Source organism: Microbacterium sp. 11MF (genome assembly GCF_000383475.1).
Lineage (GTDB): Bacteria > Actinomycetota > Actinomycetes > Actinomycetales > Microbacteriaceae > Microbacterium > Microbacterium aquilitoris.
In genome coordinates this window covers 138,050-153,425 of record NZ_KB911459.1, presented here as the reverse complement: position 1 = coordinate 153,425, position 15,376 = coordinate 138,050, and the positions used below count along the sequence as shown (strand labels likewise).

The window sequence follows — 15,376 nt, the reverse complement described above, 5'->3', positions numbered from 1 at the left end:
GGACGCGGGGGCGCGGCATCCGTTCGCGCCTAGGATCGTAGGGTGAGCAAACCCCGCCTGTACTCCGGAATGCAGCCCTCCGCCGACTCCCTCCAGATCGGCAACTACATCGGGGCGCTCCTGCAGTGGCGGGACATGCAGGAGTCCTACGACGCGTTCTTCTCCGTCGTCGACCTGCATGCCCTCACGCAGCCGAACGATCCCGCGGAGCTGCGCGAGAAGACCCGCCGCACCGCCGCGCAGTACATCGCCGCCGGCATCGAGCCGTCGAAGTCGACGCTGTACGTGCAGTCGCACGTGCGCGCGCACGCCGAGCTCGCCTGGGTGCTGTCCACGGTCACCGGCTTCGGCGAGGCCGGCCGGATGACGCAGTTCAAGGACAAGTCGGCGCGCTACGGCACCGACGCCACCAACGTCGGGCTCTTCACGTACCCGATCCTCATGGCCGCCGACATCCTGCTGTACCAGACGGATCTCGTCCCCGTGGGCGACGACCAGAAGCAGCACGTCGAGCTGACCCGCGACCTCGCCGAGCGCTTCAACAGCCGCCACGGTCAGACGTTCGTCGTGCCGAAGCCCGTCATCCAGAAGGAGACGGCGCGGATCTACGACCTGCAGAACCCGACGTCGAAGATGTCGAAGTCCGCCGAGTCGGATGCCGGTGTCCTCTGGCTTCTCGACGATCCGGCCAAGTCGGCGAAGAAGATCATGCGGGCCGTCACCGACTCGGAGGGCGTCGTCCGCTACGACTCGGAGAACAAGCCCGGCGTCTCGAACCTCCTTGTGATCTACGCCGCCCTCACCGGTCGGCAGGTCCCCTCGATCGAGGACGAGTACGCAGGTCGCGGCTACGGCGACTTCAAGAAGGGGCTCGCCGAGGTCGTCGTCTCGGAGTTCGGTCCCGTGCGCGAGCGCACGCTCGAGCTGCTCGACGACCCGGCCGAGCTCGACCGGGTGCTCGCGACGAACGCCGCCCGCGCCGAGGAGGTCGCCGATCGCACCCTGGGCGACGTCTACGACAAGCTGGGGCTGCTGCGTCGTGCCTGATCAGCCGACTCCCGAGCTCGGGCCCGCCCCCGAGACCGTCGCGGCGATCGACGCGGCCGCTGCGGTGTCGATGGCCGCCCCCGACGACCGCGACGCGCAGGAGCGCCTCTGGCGCGCCGTCTTCGCCCTCGAGCGGTGGATCTTCATCGCGCGCGGAACCGATGAGCAGCCCTCCCCCTTCGCCGCCACCACCGAGCAGGGCCCGGCGATCTTCGCCTTCTCGACGCCGGAGCGTGCCGCAGAGGCGGCGGCGGGGTTCGGCATCCCGCCCGGGGAGGTCGACCGGCTGCTCGCGGTTCCGATGCCGGATGCCGCGGGCTGGGTCGCCTCCTACGCCGAGGTCGGCGTGGAGTCCATCGTGTTCGACGCGCCGGTGACCGGCGCGATGGCCCCGCTGGCCAACCTCGCCGCCATGGCCGTCTGGATCCAGCAGCACCCCGAGGGCTGAGCCCGCTGCTACGCGTTCCGTATTCAGTCTGCGGACGCATCCGGCCCTGAGCACCCCGCAGAACCACGCTCCGCCGTCCCGTTGTCGCATCCTTCGGGACTGAATTCGGTTCTGCAGGATTGCTCAGTGGCCAGAACGATGCGAGTCCAGGAGCCCTCGGAGCGCAGCAACGACGAGGTCCGGGCGATAGAGGATGTCCTCCGCCATGAGGCGAAGAACGCTGTACCCGAGTGCAGCCAGCGCGCGGTCGCGGCGGTAGTCGGTCCGCTGCTGATCCCATGAGGAGTGGAACTGTCGACTGTCGCACTCGATCACCAACCACCCGTCGACCAGCAGGTCGACGCGCCCCACGCCTTCAAGGGTGACCTGGAGTTCGACGGAATGCCCAAGGCTCCTCACCATCAGTCGGACCAGAGTCTCGGGACCGGACTCCGCGCGTCCGTCCAGGAGAGGCGCCAGCGCACGATAGCGACGGGGTAGCACTCCGAACAGGTCTCGGATCTCTGCGAGAGTGATCAGCCCGATGTGCGCGGCGCTGTCGAGTGTGGCGATGGCGTGTCGTGCGTCCTGACACCGAACGGCGTCGAGAAGCGCGTCGTAGATGTGAACTGCCCCCGAGCCCGGTGCCTCCAGCCATCTCCGCCAGTGCAGGCTCACCCCATCGCGGTCACCGACAGGCGCGAGGATGGGGCCCGTCGATCCCCGCATCCTGCTGTCGCCTCGTTCCATGTGGATATGGACCTTCGCGTCGTCAAAGGTGAACACGCCGAGGGCGGCCAGCAGGGAAATACAACCGAGTCGCCCACCGACTCGTGCCGCCGTGACGAGCGCCGGAGGTGCGTCGCCCGACACGTAGTGCCCCTTGCGCGCTCGGATCAACCGCCCGTCGCGGACAGCATCAGTGATCTGTCGCGCTGACGCACCGCTCGACACGAGCTCAGCTCTCGTCCATACCTCGAACATCCCGCCACTGTGGGCCTGCCGCCCCGACTGACGACAGCGACAGCGCCACCTGTGGACGATGCGGCCTTCGCCCAGAATCTGGAGACGACGGTGAAGTTGTCGTCGTTCAGTATTCAGTCTCGGGCGTCGACGCGAGGCGCTCGCACCGCCGAGTCGCGCGAGGGGTGCTCGCGCGTCCGAGTGCCGAGACTGAATACGGCACACGCGGCCGCCGCTAGGGTCGGGGCATGGAACCGGTGACTCTGCGGACCGAGCGGCTCGAGCTGTCCGTCCCGACGGCGGCCGACGTCGACGCGATCACGGCGGCGGCGCAGGATCCCGAGGTGCCCCGGTGGACGACGCTTCCGTCGCCGTACGACCGGCGGCACGCGGAGGACTTCGTCGCCAAGGCGACCGGATGGTGGGACGACGAGAGCGAGCTCACCTGGGGCGTCCGCCGCGAGGGCCGCTGGATCGGCATGGTCGGCCTCCACCGCGTCGAGAAGCAGGGCTCGGCAGAGATCGGGTTCTGGATGGATGCCGCGGCCCGCGGCCACGGCTACCTCACCGAGGCGGCCACCGCCGTCGTGGACTTCGGGTTCGCGGAGCCCCTCGCTCTCGCCCGGATCCAATGGCGCGCCGTCGTCGGCAACCACGCATCTGCGCGGGTCGCGCAGAAACTCGGGTTCCGGTACGAGGGCCTCCTGCGCCAGGGGCTCAGCGATCCGCGCGGCCGTCACGACGGCTGGATCGCCGCGCTCCTGGGCACGGACGACCGCTCGCCGCAGACGTGGCCGGTGCTCTGACAAGCCGGTCCCGTGACAACCCCCTGACCGCCGTCGCCGCCGGATGACAGGATGACCCCATGCCTGAGATGCCCGAGGTGCAGGGACTGGTCGACTTCCTCCGCGAGCGTGCGACGGGACTCACCGTCACGAAGGTGTCGGTCGCGAACATCGCCGCCCTGAAGACGTACGACCCGCCGATCGATGCGATCACCGGCGCGACCGTCACCGGTGCGGAGCGTCACGGCAAGTTCGTCGACCTGCAGACGGATGCCGGTGCCCACCTCGTCTTCCACCTCGCCAAGGCCGGCTGGTTGCGCTGGTACGACCAGCTGCCCGCCACGGTCATCCGGCCGGGGAAGACCCCGATCGCCCTACGAGTCGGCTTCGACGACGGCTCCGGGTTCGACCTGACCGAGGCCGGCACCAAGAAGTCCCTGGCCTACTACGCCGCCCGCTCCCCCGCCGACGTGCCCGGCATCGCGCGCCTCGGCCCGGATCCCCTCGACGCCGCGTTCACGCGCGACACGCTCGCGGAGCTCCTGGCGGGGCGCCGCACGCAGATCAAGGGCGTCCTGCGGGACCAGTCGATCGTCGCGGGGATCGGCAACGCCTATTCCGACGAGATCCTCCACGCCGCGAAGATGTCGCCGTACGCATTGGCTGCAGGGCTGACGGATGCCGAGATCGACAGACTCTACGCCGCGTTGCGGCAGACCCTCGCCGAGGCGGTGGCCGCGGCATCCGGCAAACCTCCGGCCGACCTCAAGGACGCCAAGCGCCGCGGGATGGCCGTCCACGGCCGACGCGGCGAGGCGTGCCCGGTGTGCGGCGATGAGGTGCGATCGGTGTTCTTCGCCGACAACAGCCTCGAGTACTGCCCCACGTGTCAGACGGGCGGCAAGATCCTCGCGGACCGCCGCCTGTCGAGGCTCCTGAAGTAGGTCAGACGGTTCCGGCGAGGACCCGGGCGTCGTCGTCGACCCAGCCCATCGACTTCGAGACGGCCTTCTCCCACAGCCGGCATCGGCGGTCGCGCTCGTCGGGGTCCATCTGCGGCTCGAACCGGCGGTCCTCCTGCCAGTACCCGCGGAGCGCGTCCTTGTCGGACCACACGCCGACGGCGAGACCGGCGGCGTAGGCGGCGCCGAGAGCCGTCGTCTCGACGACCTTGGGGCGGATGACGGGGATGCCGAGGATGTCGGCCTGGAACTGCATGAGCGTGTCGTTGCGGGTCATGCCGCCGTCGACGCGGAGCTCGTCGAGGTCGCGGCCGGTGTCGGAGATGACGGCGGCGATCACGTCGCGCGTCTGGAACGCTGTCGCCTCGAGGGCGGCGCGGGCGATGTGGGCCTTGGTGACGTAGCGGGTGAGGCCGACGAGGGCGCCGCGCGCGTCGGGTCGCCAGTACGGGGCGAACAGTCCCGAGAAGGCGGGCACGAAGTAGGCGCCGCCGTTGTCCTCGACGCTGCGGGCGAGCCGCTCGACCTCGCCCGAATCGGAGATGATCCCGAGGTTGTCGCGCAGCCACTGCACGAGCGAGCCGGTGACGGCGATGGAACCTTCGAGCGCGTAGTGGGCGGGCTCGTCGCCGATGCGGTAGGCGACCGTCGTGATGAGACCCGCCTCGGAGCGGACGAGCTCGGTGCCGGTCCCGACGAGCAGGAAGTTGCCGGTCCCGTACGTGTTCTTGGACTGCCCGGCGTCGAAGGCGGCCTGCCCGAAGGTGGCGGCCTGCTGGTCCCCGAGGATGCCGGCGATCCGGATGCCGCGCGCAACCCGCGGCTGCGCGACCTCGCCGTAGACCTCCGAGGAGGAGCGGATCTCGGGCAGCATCGCGCGCGGGATGTCCCAGATCTCGAGCATCTCGTCCGACCAGTCGAGGGTCTTGAGATCCATCAGCAGCGTGCGGCTCGCGTTGGTGACGTCCGTGATGTGGATGCCGCCGTCGCTGCCACCCGTGAGGTTCCAGACGATCCACGTGTCCGGCGTGCCGAACATCAGGTCGCCGTTCCGCGCCGCGTCGCGCGCCCCGTCGACGTTGTCGAGGATCCACGCGATCTTCGACGCCGAGAAGTACGACGCGAGCGGCAGCCCCGTCACGTCGGCGAAGGCGTCGACGCCGTGCGTCTCGATCAGCCGGTCGATCGCGGGCTGCGTCCGGGTGTCCTGCCAGACGATCGCATTGTGGATCGGCCGGCCGGTGCGGCGGTCCCAGACGATCGCGGTCTCGCGCTGGTTGGTCACGCCGATGGCGGCGACGTCCGACGGCGCCAGCCCCACCTGGTTGAGGACGCGGGCGAGCACCCATTCCGTGTTCGTCCAGATCTCCACGGGGTCGTGCTCGACCCGCCCGGCCCGCGGGAAGATCTGCTCGTGCTCCCGCTGCGCGGTGGCGACGAGCGCCCCTTCGCCGTCGAACACGATCGCGCGTGTCGAGGTGGTTCCCTGGTCGATGGCGATCACGTGTTCGGCCACGTCTCGTCTCCTCTTCGAGTGCTCGTCGCTGATCGCGACGCGGATGCCGGCGTCAGACAGCGACGGGATCGGCGGCGTGCACCGCGGCGAGCGTCCGGTCGATCTCCGAGCGGCGGGTCGCGGCATCCCAGCCCATCACATCCGAGACGGCGTAGGCCACCTCTTCGACGACCTCGCGGGTCGCCTCACCGCGGAAGCCGATGTTCGTGCGGCGCAGGAAGATGTCGTCGAGGTGCACGACCGACTCGCGGGTCGCCATGTAACGGAACTCTCCCGAGCTGAATCGCGGCAGCGTCGACAGGGGCGCGTCGTCGTCGTCCTGGCGGAGCGCGGTGGCGACGGCCAGCGCGTGCGTGCCGTAGCGGTGCAGCAGACGCGTACCGCGCTCGAGTCCGAAGTCCGAGAGGTGCTGGTGCACCCATTCGTCGCGGTCGGCGTCGGTGCGGGGGAACCCGACGGCGCCGCCGATCGGCAGACCCTTCGTGGAGCGGACACGCTCGCGGCCGATCCGGGTCATCAGCTCGTCGGTCAGTCGCGCGGCGACGGCGCGGAACGTGGTCCACTTGCCGCCGACCAGGCTGAGCACCGGCACGCGGTCCGACCCGGGGAGGATCGCCTCTTCGATGCGGTAGTCGCGCGAGACGAAGCCCGCGGCCATGTCGCCGTGCCCGGGGAGGGGACGGACACCCGAGTAGCGGTGGACGATCTGCGAGCGGTCGACGGGGATCGTCGGGAAGACGTGACCGATGAGGTCGAGGAAGTATTCGACCTCCTCCTCGGTGCAGACAGCCGGCTCGGACATGTCGTGCTCGAGGTCGCTCGTTCCGACCAGGACGCGACCGTTGAGGGGGTAGATGAGGACGATGCGTCCGTCGGAGTGCTCGAAGAACAGCTCGCGTCCTCCGGTGGCCTGCATGAGCTCGGGGTGGTCGAGGACGATGTGCGACCCCTTGGTGCCGCCCATGTAGCGGGTGGCGTCGCCGAGCGCGCGGTTGGCGAGGTCGGTCCACGGCCCCGCCGCGTTGAGGACGACGGATGCCGCGAACGGGAACTCCTCGCCGCTCTCCTCGTCGCGGAGCACGACCTTGCCATCCTGGACGCCCGCGGCCGAGACGTAGTTCGCGGCGCGGGCCCGGCTGCCGCCGACGGCGATGCCGTCCCGGACGAGATCGAGGCCGAGGCGCTCGGGGTCGCGGAGCGAGGCATCCCAGTACGTGGCGGTGTACTTGACGTCGGGGTTGAGGTCGGGCAGGGCGCGGAGCGACCGGCGGCGACCGTGGAACGTGTGGCGGGGGACCTTGCCGCCGCCGCGCGAGAACGAGTCGTAGATGATGAGCCCCACCTTGATGAGGAGGGCGCCGCGTTCGGTCGAGGCCGTCTTGCGATGCAGCACCATGCGGAGCGGTGCCGACAGGAGGCCCGAGAAGGTCGAGAAGATCGGCACGGTGGTGCGGAGCGGTCGGACGTAGTGAGCCGCCGTCGTGAGCAGGTCGTTGCGCTCGGTGACGGCTTCGTGGACGAGTCGGAGCTCGCCGTTCTCGAGATAGCGGATGCCGCCGTGGATCATGTGGCTCGACGCGGCCGACGCTCCGGAGAGGAAGTCGCTCTTCTCGACCAGGGCGACGTCAATGCCCTGGAGGGCCAGGTCGCGGAAGGTCGCGACGCCGTTGATGCCGCCGCCGATGATGAGCACGTCCGCCTGGGGCCGCTCCCGCAGCGCCGCTGTCGTCGATCGGATGTCCGCGTCCACGTCACACACTCCCACTTCTGCCGGGTGTCGACCCGGTCGCCTCAGACCGCCACCGCAGTGGCTGATGGGACCAATGATGACATTCGTGGACGGGATTGCAGTCGCCATGCACATACGTGCACACTGTCATCCGTGGAAGAGACGCTCGATCCCGACGACATCCGTCGCGCCCTCACGGCCGCGCACCTGTACTACGTCCAGGACCGCACGATGGAAGCCATCGCGCGCGAACTCGGGACCTCCCGATCGACCGTGTCGCGCCTGCTGTCGCGTGCCCGCGCGACCGGGATCGTGGACATCCGCATCCGCTCCCCCTTCGCCGCGCCGCAGCTGCTCGAGCAGAACCTCGCGGACCGCTACGGCATCACCGCGCATGTCGTTCCGGTGCCCGACGACGCCAGCGACGTGGAGCGACTCGAGCGCGTCGCGACGGCTGCCGCCCACCTGCTCGGCGACCTCATCGTCGCGGACACCACCGTGGGGATCGCCTGGGGGTCGACGACGGCGGCGGTCAGCCGGCGCCTCGTCCCGAAGTCCGTGCACGGCACGACGTTCGTGCAGCTGAACGGCTCGGGGAACACGCGGACGACGGGCCTGCTGTACGCCAGCGACATCCTCAGCCGCTTCGCCGAGGCCTACGGCGGAAACGCGCAGCAGTTCCCGGTGCCGGCGTTCTTCGACGACCCGCGCACGAAGCACGCGATGTGGCGGGAACGCAGCACCACCCGCATCCTCGCCATCCAGGCGGCGATGGACCTCGTCGTCTTCAGCGTCGGCGCCGCCGACTCGCGCGTCCCCAGCCACGTCTACTCCGGCGGCTATCTCGAACCCGAAGAGCTCGCCGCGCTCGACGGCGAGGGGGTGGTGGGCGACGTCGCGACGGTGTTCTACCGGCTCGACGGCTCCACGCGCGGGATCGAGCTCAACGACCGCGCGACGGGCCCGCGGTTCGACGTGCTCCGCCGCGTGCCGAGTCGCGTCTGCATCGTCTCGGGCGTCGACAAACGCGACAGTCTGCGCGGGGCGCTCGCCGCCCGCCTCGTCACCGAGCTGGTCGTCGATGAGGCGACCGCCCGCGCCCTGACCGAATGACCCCGGAAGTCAAGAGATGACGCGGGAATGAAACCGGCGAAGAGCGGTTGATTACACTGCAAGAGCAAGAAACGTGCTCCGGGGTCGGTGGGAATCCGAACCGGCGGTGACAGTCCGCGAGCGGGACCCAGGTCCTGCTGATCCGGTGGAAATCCGGAACCGACGGTGATGCGACGAGAGTCGCTAGTCCGGATGGGAGGCAGCACGGTGGATGCGGCGACGCCGTACCCACCTGTCGCGCCCGCGCCCCGGAGAACCCCATCGTGAGGATCCGGATGAGTGTCACCGACGCGGAGCGCAGCGCGCTCCGTCACGCGTTCGCGCTCGCGACGAACGGGCCTCGCGGCCTGAACCCGCAGGTCGGGGCCGTCATCCTCTCGCCCGAGGGCGCCGTGCTCGCCGAGGGCTGGCACCACGGCGCCGGCACCCCCCATGCCGAGATCGACGCGCTGTCGAAACTGGGGCCGGATGCCGCGCGCGGCGCCACCGCCGTCGTGACCCTCGAGCCCTGCAACCACACCGGCCGCACCGGCCCGTGCGCCGTCGCCCTCATCGAGGCCGGGGTCGCACGCGTCGTCTACTCGGCCGAGGACCCGGGTGCCGTCTCGTCCGGAGGCGCAGAGCGCTTGCGCGCCGCCGGTGTCGACGTCGAGGGGGGCGTGCTCCGCGAGGAGGGCGAAGACCTCATCTCGTCGTGGCTGACCGTGCAGCGCCTGGGGCGACCGCATGTCACCGTCAAGTGGGCGCAGTCGCTCGACGGTCGGGCCGCGGCATCCGACGGCACCAGCCAGTGGATCACGGGACCGGACGCACGCGCGGACGTGCACCGCCGCCGCTCACGGGCGGACGCGATCGTCGTCGGCACCGGCACCGTCCTCGCCGACGACCCCGCGCTCACGGCACGCACCGCGGACGGATCGCTCTACGAGGACCAGCCGCGGCCGGTCGTCGTCGGAATCCGCGCGGTGCCCCAGGAGGCCGCACTCCGGCGCCACCCGCGGCCGTTCATGCAGGACGAGGGCGAGGATCTCCGCGACCTGCTCGACAGGCTCCGCGAACTCGGCGCTCACCGCGTGTTCCTCGAGGGCGGCCCGACGCTCGCGGCGTCGTTCCTGCGCCAGGGACTGGTCGACGAGCTCCTCGTGTACGTCGCGCCGACCCTGATCGGCGGAGACCGCGTCGCGGTCGGCGACATCGGAGTCACGACGATCGCAGAGCAGCGCCGACTCGAGATCCTCGGTCTCGACAGACTCGGTGACGACATCCTCGTCACCTTGACCCCCAAGGAGGGCTGATGTTCACGGGCATCATCGAAGAGCAGGGCGTCATCACCGCCATCGATCCGTCCGGCGACGGCGTGCGCCTCGCGGTCCGCGCACCGCTCGCGGTCTCGGACGCGCAGCGCGGCGACTCGATCTCCATCAGCGGGGTCTGCCTCACGGTCACCGACCAGACGCCGGAGGGGTTCACCGCCGACGTCATGAAGCAGACGCTCGACATGTCGACGCTCGGCACGCTCGCCGTCGGCTCCCCCGTCAACGTCGAGCGCGCCCTGGCCGCGCACACCCGGCTCGGCGGTCACATCGTGCAGGGGCACGTCGACGGCACCGGCGAGGTGCTCGAGGTGCGCCCCGGCGAGCAGTGGCGCGTCATCCGCGTCTCGCTGCCCGCAGACCTCGCCCCCCTCGTCGTCGACAAGGGATCGATCACCGTGCAGGGCGTCTCGCTCACCGTCTCGGACGTGTCGGACGCCGACGCGTCGTCGCAGTGGTTCGAGATCTCCCTCATCCCCGAAACCCTCGAGGTGACCACTCTCGGCGCGCTGACGCCCGGCGACCGGGTCAACCTCGAAACCGACATCCTGGCGCGGCACGTGCAGCGTCTGCTCCGATTCGCCTCACCCGACGGCATCCCGTCCACAGAAGAAGGAGGCTCCCGATGAGCCTTTCGTCCATCCCCGACGCCCTGGCAGCCCTCAAAGAAGGCCGACCGATCCTGGTCGCCGACGACGAGAGCCGCGAGAACGAGGGCGACATCATCATCTCCGCCGAGCTGGCCTCGCCGGAGTGGCTCGCCTGGACCATCCGGTGGTCCAGCGGCTTCCTCTGCGCGCCGATGCCGGCGGACTGGGCCGACCGGCTCGACCTGCCGCCGATGGTCGAGGTCAACCAGGACGCCCGCAGCACCGCGTACACCGTGAGCGTCGACGCCGCCGACGGCGTCACGACCGGCATCAGCGCGTCGGACCGCGCCCGGACGGCCAACGTCCTCGCGGACCCGACGTCGGTCCCCGCCTCCCTCATCCGCCCCGGCCACGTGCTCCCGCTCCGCGCCGTCGACGGCGGCGTGCGCGAGCGCGCCGGGCACACCGAAGCCGCGGTCGAGCTCATGCAGCTCGCCGGCCTCCAGCCCGTCGCCGTCATCGGCGAAGTGGTCGCCGACGACGGCAGCATGATGCGGATGCCGGGCCTGCTGGAGATGGGCGAACGCGAAGGCATCCCCGTCATCACGATCGAACAGCTCATCGCGCACGTGAGCGCAGCCGACGGCGACAGCGCCGCCGCACACACCGACCACATCGGCAAGCGTCGCGTGAGCCTGCGCGCGGAGGCGAAGGTCCCGACCTCGCACGGGGAGTTCCGCTTCCTCGCGTACAAGGACCGCATCACCGGCACCGACCACATCGCCGTCGTCTCCGGCGAGCTCACCGAGGAAGCACCGCTCGTGCGGGTCCACTCGGAGTGCCTGACCGGTGAGGCCTTCGGCTCGCTGAAGTGCGAGTGCGGTCCGCAGCTCGAGGCCGCCCTGGACGCCATCGAGCAGGACGGCGGCGTCGTCATCTACATGCGCGGCCACGAGGGTCGCGGCATCGGACTCATCAACAAGCTGCGGGCCTACAGCCTGCAGGAGCGCGGCCTCGACACGGTCGACGCGAACCTCGCACTCGGCCTGCCGGCCGACGCTCGCGACTACGCGGCGGCCGCCGGCATCCTCACCGACCTCGGCGTCAAGCAGATCCGCCTGCTGACCAACAACACCGACAAGGTCTCGCAGCTGCGCGCACTCGGCCTGACGATCGTCGACCAGGTGCCGCTGCTCGTCGGGGTCGGCGCGAACAACCACCAGTACCTGGCGACGAAGGCCGACCGCATGGGTCACATCATCGACGCCGACGAACTGCGCGAAGCACTCGCGCACAGCGAGGAGCACAAAGCATGAGCGGTCACGGAGCACCCCAGACCGAGATCGTCGACGCGAGCGACCTGTCCGTCGTCGTCGTCGCCGGCCAGTGGCACGACGTGATCACCGACGGGTTGATCGCGGGCGCGAAGCGCATCCTCGACGCGTCGGGGGCCTCGTGGCGACTCGTCCGCGTGCCGGGATCGTTCGAGCTGCCGGTCGCCGCCAAGGCGGCGCTCGACGCGGGCGCCGACGCGGCCGTCGCCCTCGGTGTCATCATCCGGGGCGGCACTCCCCACTTCGACTTCGTGTCCTCCGCCGCGACCGACGGCCTCACCCGCGTCGCGCTCGACACCGGCAAGCCCGTCGGCTTCGGCGTCCTGACGCTGGACGACGAGCAGCAGGGACTCGACCGGGCGGGCCTGGAGGGCTCGAAGGAGGACAAGGGTGCGGAAGCAGCGGATGCCGCGATCCGCACCGCGCTCGTCCTCCGCGACCTCCGCGTCTGAGCGCTCGACCCGATGCTGCGCGGGATCTCCACCTTCAGGTAGCCTGAGGGAATGGAGACCCTGCGCAGCATCGTCGTTCTCGTCCACCTCGTCGGATTCGCGACGCTCTTCGGTGCGTGGGTGGTCGAACTCGTCGGTCAGCGCCGCGTGACCCGCATCATGCACTGGGGACTCGGCATCGCCCTCGTGGCCGGCCTCGCACTGTCGGCGCCGTGGGGACTCGACCACGACCTCAACTACGCCAAGATCGGCATCAAGCTCGTCATCCTGGTGATCATCGGCGGGCTCCTCGGCGCGGGCGCGGGACGTCTGCGGAAGTCGGGCTCCGTCCCCGCCGCGATCTTCTGGCCCATCGGCATCCTGACGCTCGTCAACGCCGGCCTCGCCGTCATCTGGCGCTGACCGGGACTTCTCGCGCGACGCGCGGGAGTAGGGTGGAGGTTTGCGTCGACCACTCCGTCGACGCATCGGTGATCCCAGTGCTGTGATGCCCTCGCGTCACCCCTGCGAGCGCATCCGCCGCCGACACGTCCCATGAGGACCCACCGCTTCGTTCCGAAGGTCCCCCGCATGTCATCCGCAGCACCCGCGGCATCCGCCGCACCCGCCAATCCGCGCTCCCGCGTCATCACGGCGAGCCTGATCGGCACGACGATCGAGTTCTACGACTTCTACGTCTACGCGACCGCCGCCGTCCTCGTCTTCCCCATCCTCTTCTTCCCGGCCGGCAACGACACCGTGAACCTGCTGCTGTCGTTCAGCATCTTCGGCGCGGCCATGGTCGCGCGCCCCGTCGGCGCCGTCATCTTCGGCCACTTCGGTGACAAGTTCGGTCGCAAGGCCACGCTCGTCGGATCGCTCCTGACGATGGGCGTCGCGACGTTCCTCATCGGCTTCCTGCCGACCTACGGCCAGGTCGGCATCGTCGCCCCGATCCTGCTCCTGATCCTCCGCCTCGCGCAGGGCTTCGCCCTCGGCGGCGAGTGGTCGGGCGCTGCGCTCGTCGCGACCGAGAACGCTCCGAAGGGAAAGCGAGCCTGGTACGGCACGTTCCCGCAGCTCGGTGCGCCGATCGGCTTCATCATCGCCAACACCGTCTTCCTGGTGATCTACTTCCTCCTCCCCCACCCGGACGGACCCGCGCAGCGCAGCGAGGAGTTCCTCGCCTGGGGCTGGCGCGTGCCGTTCCTGTTCTCGGCGGTCATGGTCATCGTCGGTCTCTACGTGCGCCTGAAGCTCGTCGAATCGGCGACGTTCGCGAAGGCCGAGAAGACCGGGGCGATCCGCAAGTTCCCGCTGGGTGAAGTCGTCCGACGCCACTGGAAGCAGCTCATCCTCGGCACGTTCATCATGCTGGCGACCTACGTGCTCTTCTACCTGATGACCAGCTTCACCCTGGCGTACGGCACCAAGGCCACCACCGACGGTGCCGCCGCGGCCGCCCAGGCCGCCGGGACGCCCTTCGACGCGGCCACCTATGTGCCCGGCCTCGGGTTCGGGTACACGGACTTCGTCATCATGCAGATCGTCGGCGTCATCTTCTTCGGCGTCTTCACACTGCTGTCCGGCCCCGTCGCCGACTCGATCGGACGTCGTCGCCTGCTGCTGTGGATCACGGGACTCATCGGCGTCTTCGGCCTGCTGTTCAACGTGTTCCTGCTGCCCCAGCTCGACCCGAAGTTCAGCGGTGCACTCGTGCAGGCGTTCCTCATCCTCGGGTTCATGCTCATGGGCGCGACGTTCGGCCCGATGGGGGCCCTGTTGCCCGAGCTCTTCCCGACGAACGTCCGCTACACGGGATCGGCGATCTCGTACAACGTGTCGTCGATCCTCGGGGCCGCGCTCGCGCCGATCGTCGCGACCGCACTGTGGGCGGCCGCGGGCGGATCGCCCTGGCTCGTCGGCGTCTACCTGTCGGGCTCCGCGGTCCTCACCTTCATCGCCCTGTGGCTGTCGAAGGAGACGAAGGACGTCGAGTACGAGACCAACATCGGACACGCCGAGGCCGTCACCCGCTGACCTCACGCTGAACCGACGGATGCCGCGGCCCACCCCATCGGGAGGGCCGCGGCATCCGTTCTGTCAAGAGTTCCCCTCGGGCACGAGGCGGGTCTATCGTCGGCCTCACAGGCACACGAGGGAGTGGACCATGGCTATCAAGAAGGTCACCCAGGCATCGGTCGTCGAGTACGACCAGACCGGCGGGCCGGAGGTGCTGCATCTCGTCGACCGCCCCCTCGCCGAGCCCCGCCAGGGCGAGGTGACCGTCGAGGTCATGACGATGGGCCTCAATCACATCGACGGTTTCGTCCGCTCGGGCGCCGAGAAGGAATGGGACGACGAGTTCCCGCGCCGTTCGGGCAGTTGCTTCGCAGGCACCGTCATCGCGGTCGGGCCCGAGACGTCCGGCTTCCCCGTGGGCAGTGACGTCGTCGGCCACCTCCGCTCGGGCGCCCAGGCCAGCCACCTCACGATCTCGGTCGACCGCCTGGTCCGCAAGCCCAAGAACGTGACCTTCGAGACGGCGGGCGGGCTGTACCTGGCCGGGACGACGGCCCTCGACATCCTCGACGAACTCAAGGTCGGTGCCGGGGACACCGTCGTCATCTCGGCTGCCGCGGGCGGTGTCGGAAGCGTCGAGGCTCAGATCGCGATGCATCGCGGCGCCCGCGTGATCGGAACGTGCGGCGCCCGCAATTTCGACTATCTGCGACAGCTCGGCGTGAAGCCGGTGCAGTACGGCGATGGGATCGTCGACCGCATCCGTGCGCTCGCCCCCGACGGAGTCAGCGCCTACATCGACAACTTCGGCCAAGACGGACAGGACATCGCCGAGGCGCTGGGCGTCCCGGCAGGCAAGTTCCGCTCGAGCGCCGACCGGCGTGACCGCGAGGTCGCCCTGCTCTCGGACGAGCCCGATGCGGTCGCGCACGGGACGGATCAGCTTCGGAAAGTCGTGGATCTCGCCGAGAAGCGCGCCGTGAACGTGCTCGTCTCGGGCTTCTATCCGCTGGCCGACGTCGCCGAGGCGTACGACGACCTGCTGAAGCTGCACTCCCGAGGCAAGGTCGTCCTCGCGACGCATCCCGTGAATCCGCGTCGCATCCGCAAGGCGCGCGAGGTCATGGAGTCCGGCCGCTGATCC

Annotated in this window: 15 protein-coding genes and 1 riboswitch; of the genes, 12 read left to right on the top strand and 3 right to left on the bottom strand. The window is 69.8% G+C overall.

What is annotated here, in order from left to right; all coding sequences use genetic code 11:
- Nucleotides 1–42: 42 nt before the first annotated feature.
- Together trpS and H286_RS0100695 are read left to right on the top strand one after the other, a co-directional pair.
- Entirely contained in the window at nt 43–1,047 is a 1,005-nt protein-coding gene (gene trpS / locus H286_RS0100700; protein ID WP_081626483.1) for a tryptophan--tRNA ligase, read from the top strand.
- Nucleotides 1,040–1,495: a hypothetical protein gene (locus H286_RS0100695; RefSeq protein WP_020096716.1), complete on the top strand. Its 456-nt coding sequence runs from the start codon at nt 1,040–1,042 to the stop codon at nt 1,493–1,495. The genes trpS and H286_RS0100695 overlap by 8 nt, the downstream gene beginning before the upstream one ends.
- Before the next feature lie 123 nt (nt 1,496–1,618).
- On the opposite strand, the gene H286_RS15240 is transcribed toward H286_RS0100695, so the two are convergent.
- Nucleotides 1,619–1,897 (bottom strand): endonuclease domain-containing protein, encoded by a 279-nt coding sequence (locus H286_RS15240; RefSeq protein ID WP_231370900.1) that lies wholly within the window; start codon nt 1,895–1,897, stop codon nt 1,619–1,621.
- A gap of 788 nt (nt 1,898–2,685) precedes the next feature.
- Between H286_RS15240 and H286_RS0100685 the strand changes: the two genes are divergently transcribed.
- Both H286_RS0100685 and H286_RS0100680 read left to right on the top strand, forming a co-directional pair.
- Nucleotides 2,686–3,243, top strand: a complete 558-nt coding sequence (locus tag H286_RS0100685) for a GNAT family N-acetyltransferase (RefSeq protein ID WP_020096714.1) — start codon at nt 2,686–2,688, stop codon at nt 3,241–3,243.
- Between the two features lie 59 nt (nt 3,244–3,302).
- On the top strand, nt 3,303–4,166 hold the full coding sequence (locus H286_RS0100680; RefSeq protein WP_018188794.1) for an Fpg/Nei family DNA glycosylase: 864 nt from the start codon (nt 3,303–3,305) through the stop codon (nt 4,164–4,166).
- A 1-nt stretch (nt 4,167) separates the two neighbouring features.
- Here the strand turns inward: H286_RS0100680 and glpK are convergent, their stop codons facing one another.
- On the bottom strand, nt 4,168–5,700 hold the full coding sequence (gene glpK, locus H286_RS0100675; RefSeq protein ID WP_028497335.1) for a glycerol kinase GlpK: 1,533 nt from the start codon (nt 5,698–5,700) through the stop codon (nt 4,168–4,170).
- A 52-nt stretch (nt 5,701–5,752) separates the two neighbouring features.
- Nucleotides 5,753–7,450, bottom strand: coding sequence for a glycerol-3-phosphate dehydrogenase/oxidase (locus H286_RS0100670; RefSeq protein ID WP_020096712.1), 1,698 nt, complete (start codon nt 7,448–7,450; stop codon nt 5,753–5,755).
- A 132-nt stretch (nt 7,451–7,582) separates the two neighbouring features.
- Between H286_RS0100670 and H286_RS0100665 the strand changes: the two genes are divergently transcribed.
- From H286_RS0100665 to H286_RS0100630, 8 genes are all read left to right on the top strand, one after another.
- Entirely contained in the window at nt 7,583–8,542 is a 960-nt protein-coding gene (locus H286_RS0100665; RefSeq protein WP_018188797.1) for a sugar-binding transcriptional regulator, read from the top strand.
- A gap of 69 nt (nt 8,543–8,611) precedes the next feature.
- A riboswitch (FMN riboswitch) is annotated at nt 8,612–8,752 on the top strand.
- A 65-nt stretch (nt 8,753–8,817) separates the two neighbouring features.
- Complete coding sequence (gene ribD / locus H286_RS0100660) at nt 8,818–9,837, top strand: bifunctional diaminohydroxyphosphoribosylaminopyrimidine deaminase/5-amino-6-(5-phosphoribosylamino)uracil reductase RibD (protein ID WP_020096711.1); 1,020 nt, start codon at nt 8,818–8,820, stop codon at nt 9,835–9,837.
- Entirely contained in the window at nt 9,837–10,484 is a 648-nt protein-coding gene (locus H286_RS0100655) for a riboflavin synthase (protein ID WP_018188799.1), read from the top strand. The genes ribD and H286_RS0100655 overlap by 1 nt, the downstream gene beginning before the upstream one ends.
- Nucleotides 10,481–11,761, top strand: a complete 1,281-nt coding sequence (locus H286_RS0100650) for a bifunctional 3,4-dihydroxy-2-butanone-4-phosphate synthase/GTP cyclohydrolase II (RefSeq protein ID WP_018188800.1) — start codon at nt 10,481–10,483, stop codon at nt 11,759–11,761. The genes H286_RS0100655 and H286_RS0100650 overlap by 4 nt, the downstream gene beginning before the upstream one ends.
- Nucleotides 11,758–12,231, top strand: coding sequence for a 6,7-dimethyl-8-ribityllumazine synthase (gene ribH, locus H286_RS0100645; RefSeq protein WP_018188801.1), 474 nt, complete (start codon nt 11,758–11,760; stop codon nt 12,229–12,231). Before H286_RS0100650 ends, ribH begins: the two co-directional genes overlap by 4 nt.
- Nucleotides 12,232–12,282: 51 nt before the next feature.
- Entirely contained in the window at nt 12,283–12,633 is a 351-nt protein-coding gene (locus H286_RS0100640; protein WP_020096710.1) for a hypothetical protein, read from the top strand.
- 168 nt (nt 12,634–12,801) lie between these two features.
- Nucleotides 12,802–14,250, top strand: a complete 1,449-nt coding sequence (locus H286_RS0100635; protein ID WP_020096709.1) for an MFS transporter — start codon at nt 12,802–12,804, stop codon at nt 14,248–14,250.
- 130 nt (nt 14,251–14,380) lie between these two features.
- Nucleotides 14,381–15,373 carry an NADP-dependent oxidoreductase gene (locus H286_RS0100630; RefSeq protein WP_020096708.1) on the top strand — a complete coding sequence of 331 codons (993 nt, stop codon included), beginning with the start codon at nt 14,381–14,383 and terminating at the stop codon, nt 15,371–15,373.
- Nucleotides 15,374–15,376 lie beyond the last annotated feature (3 nt).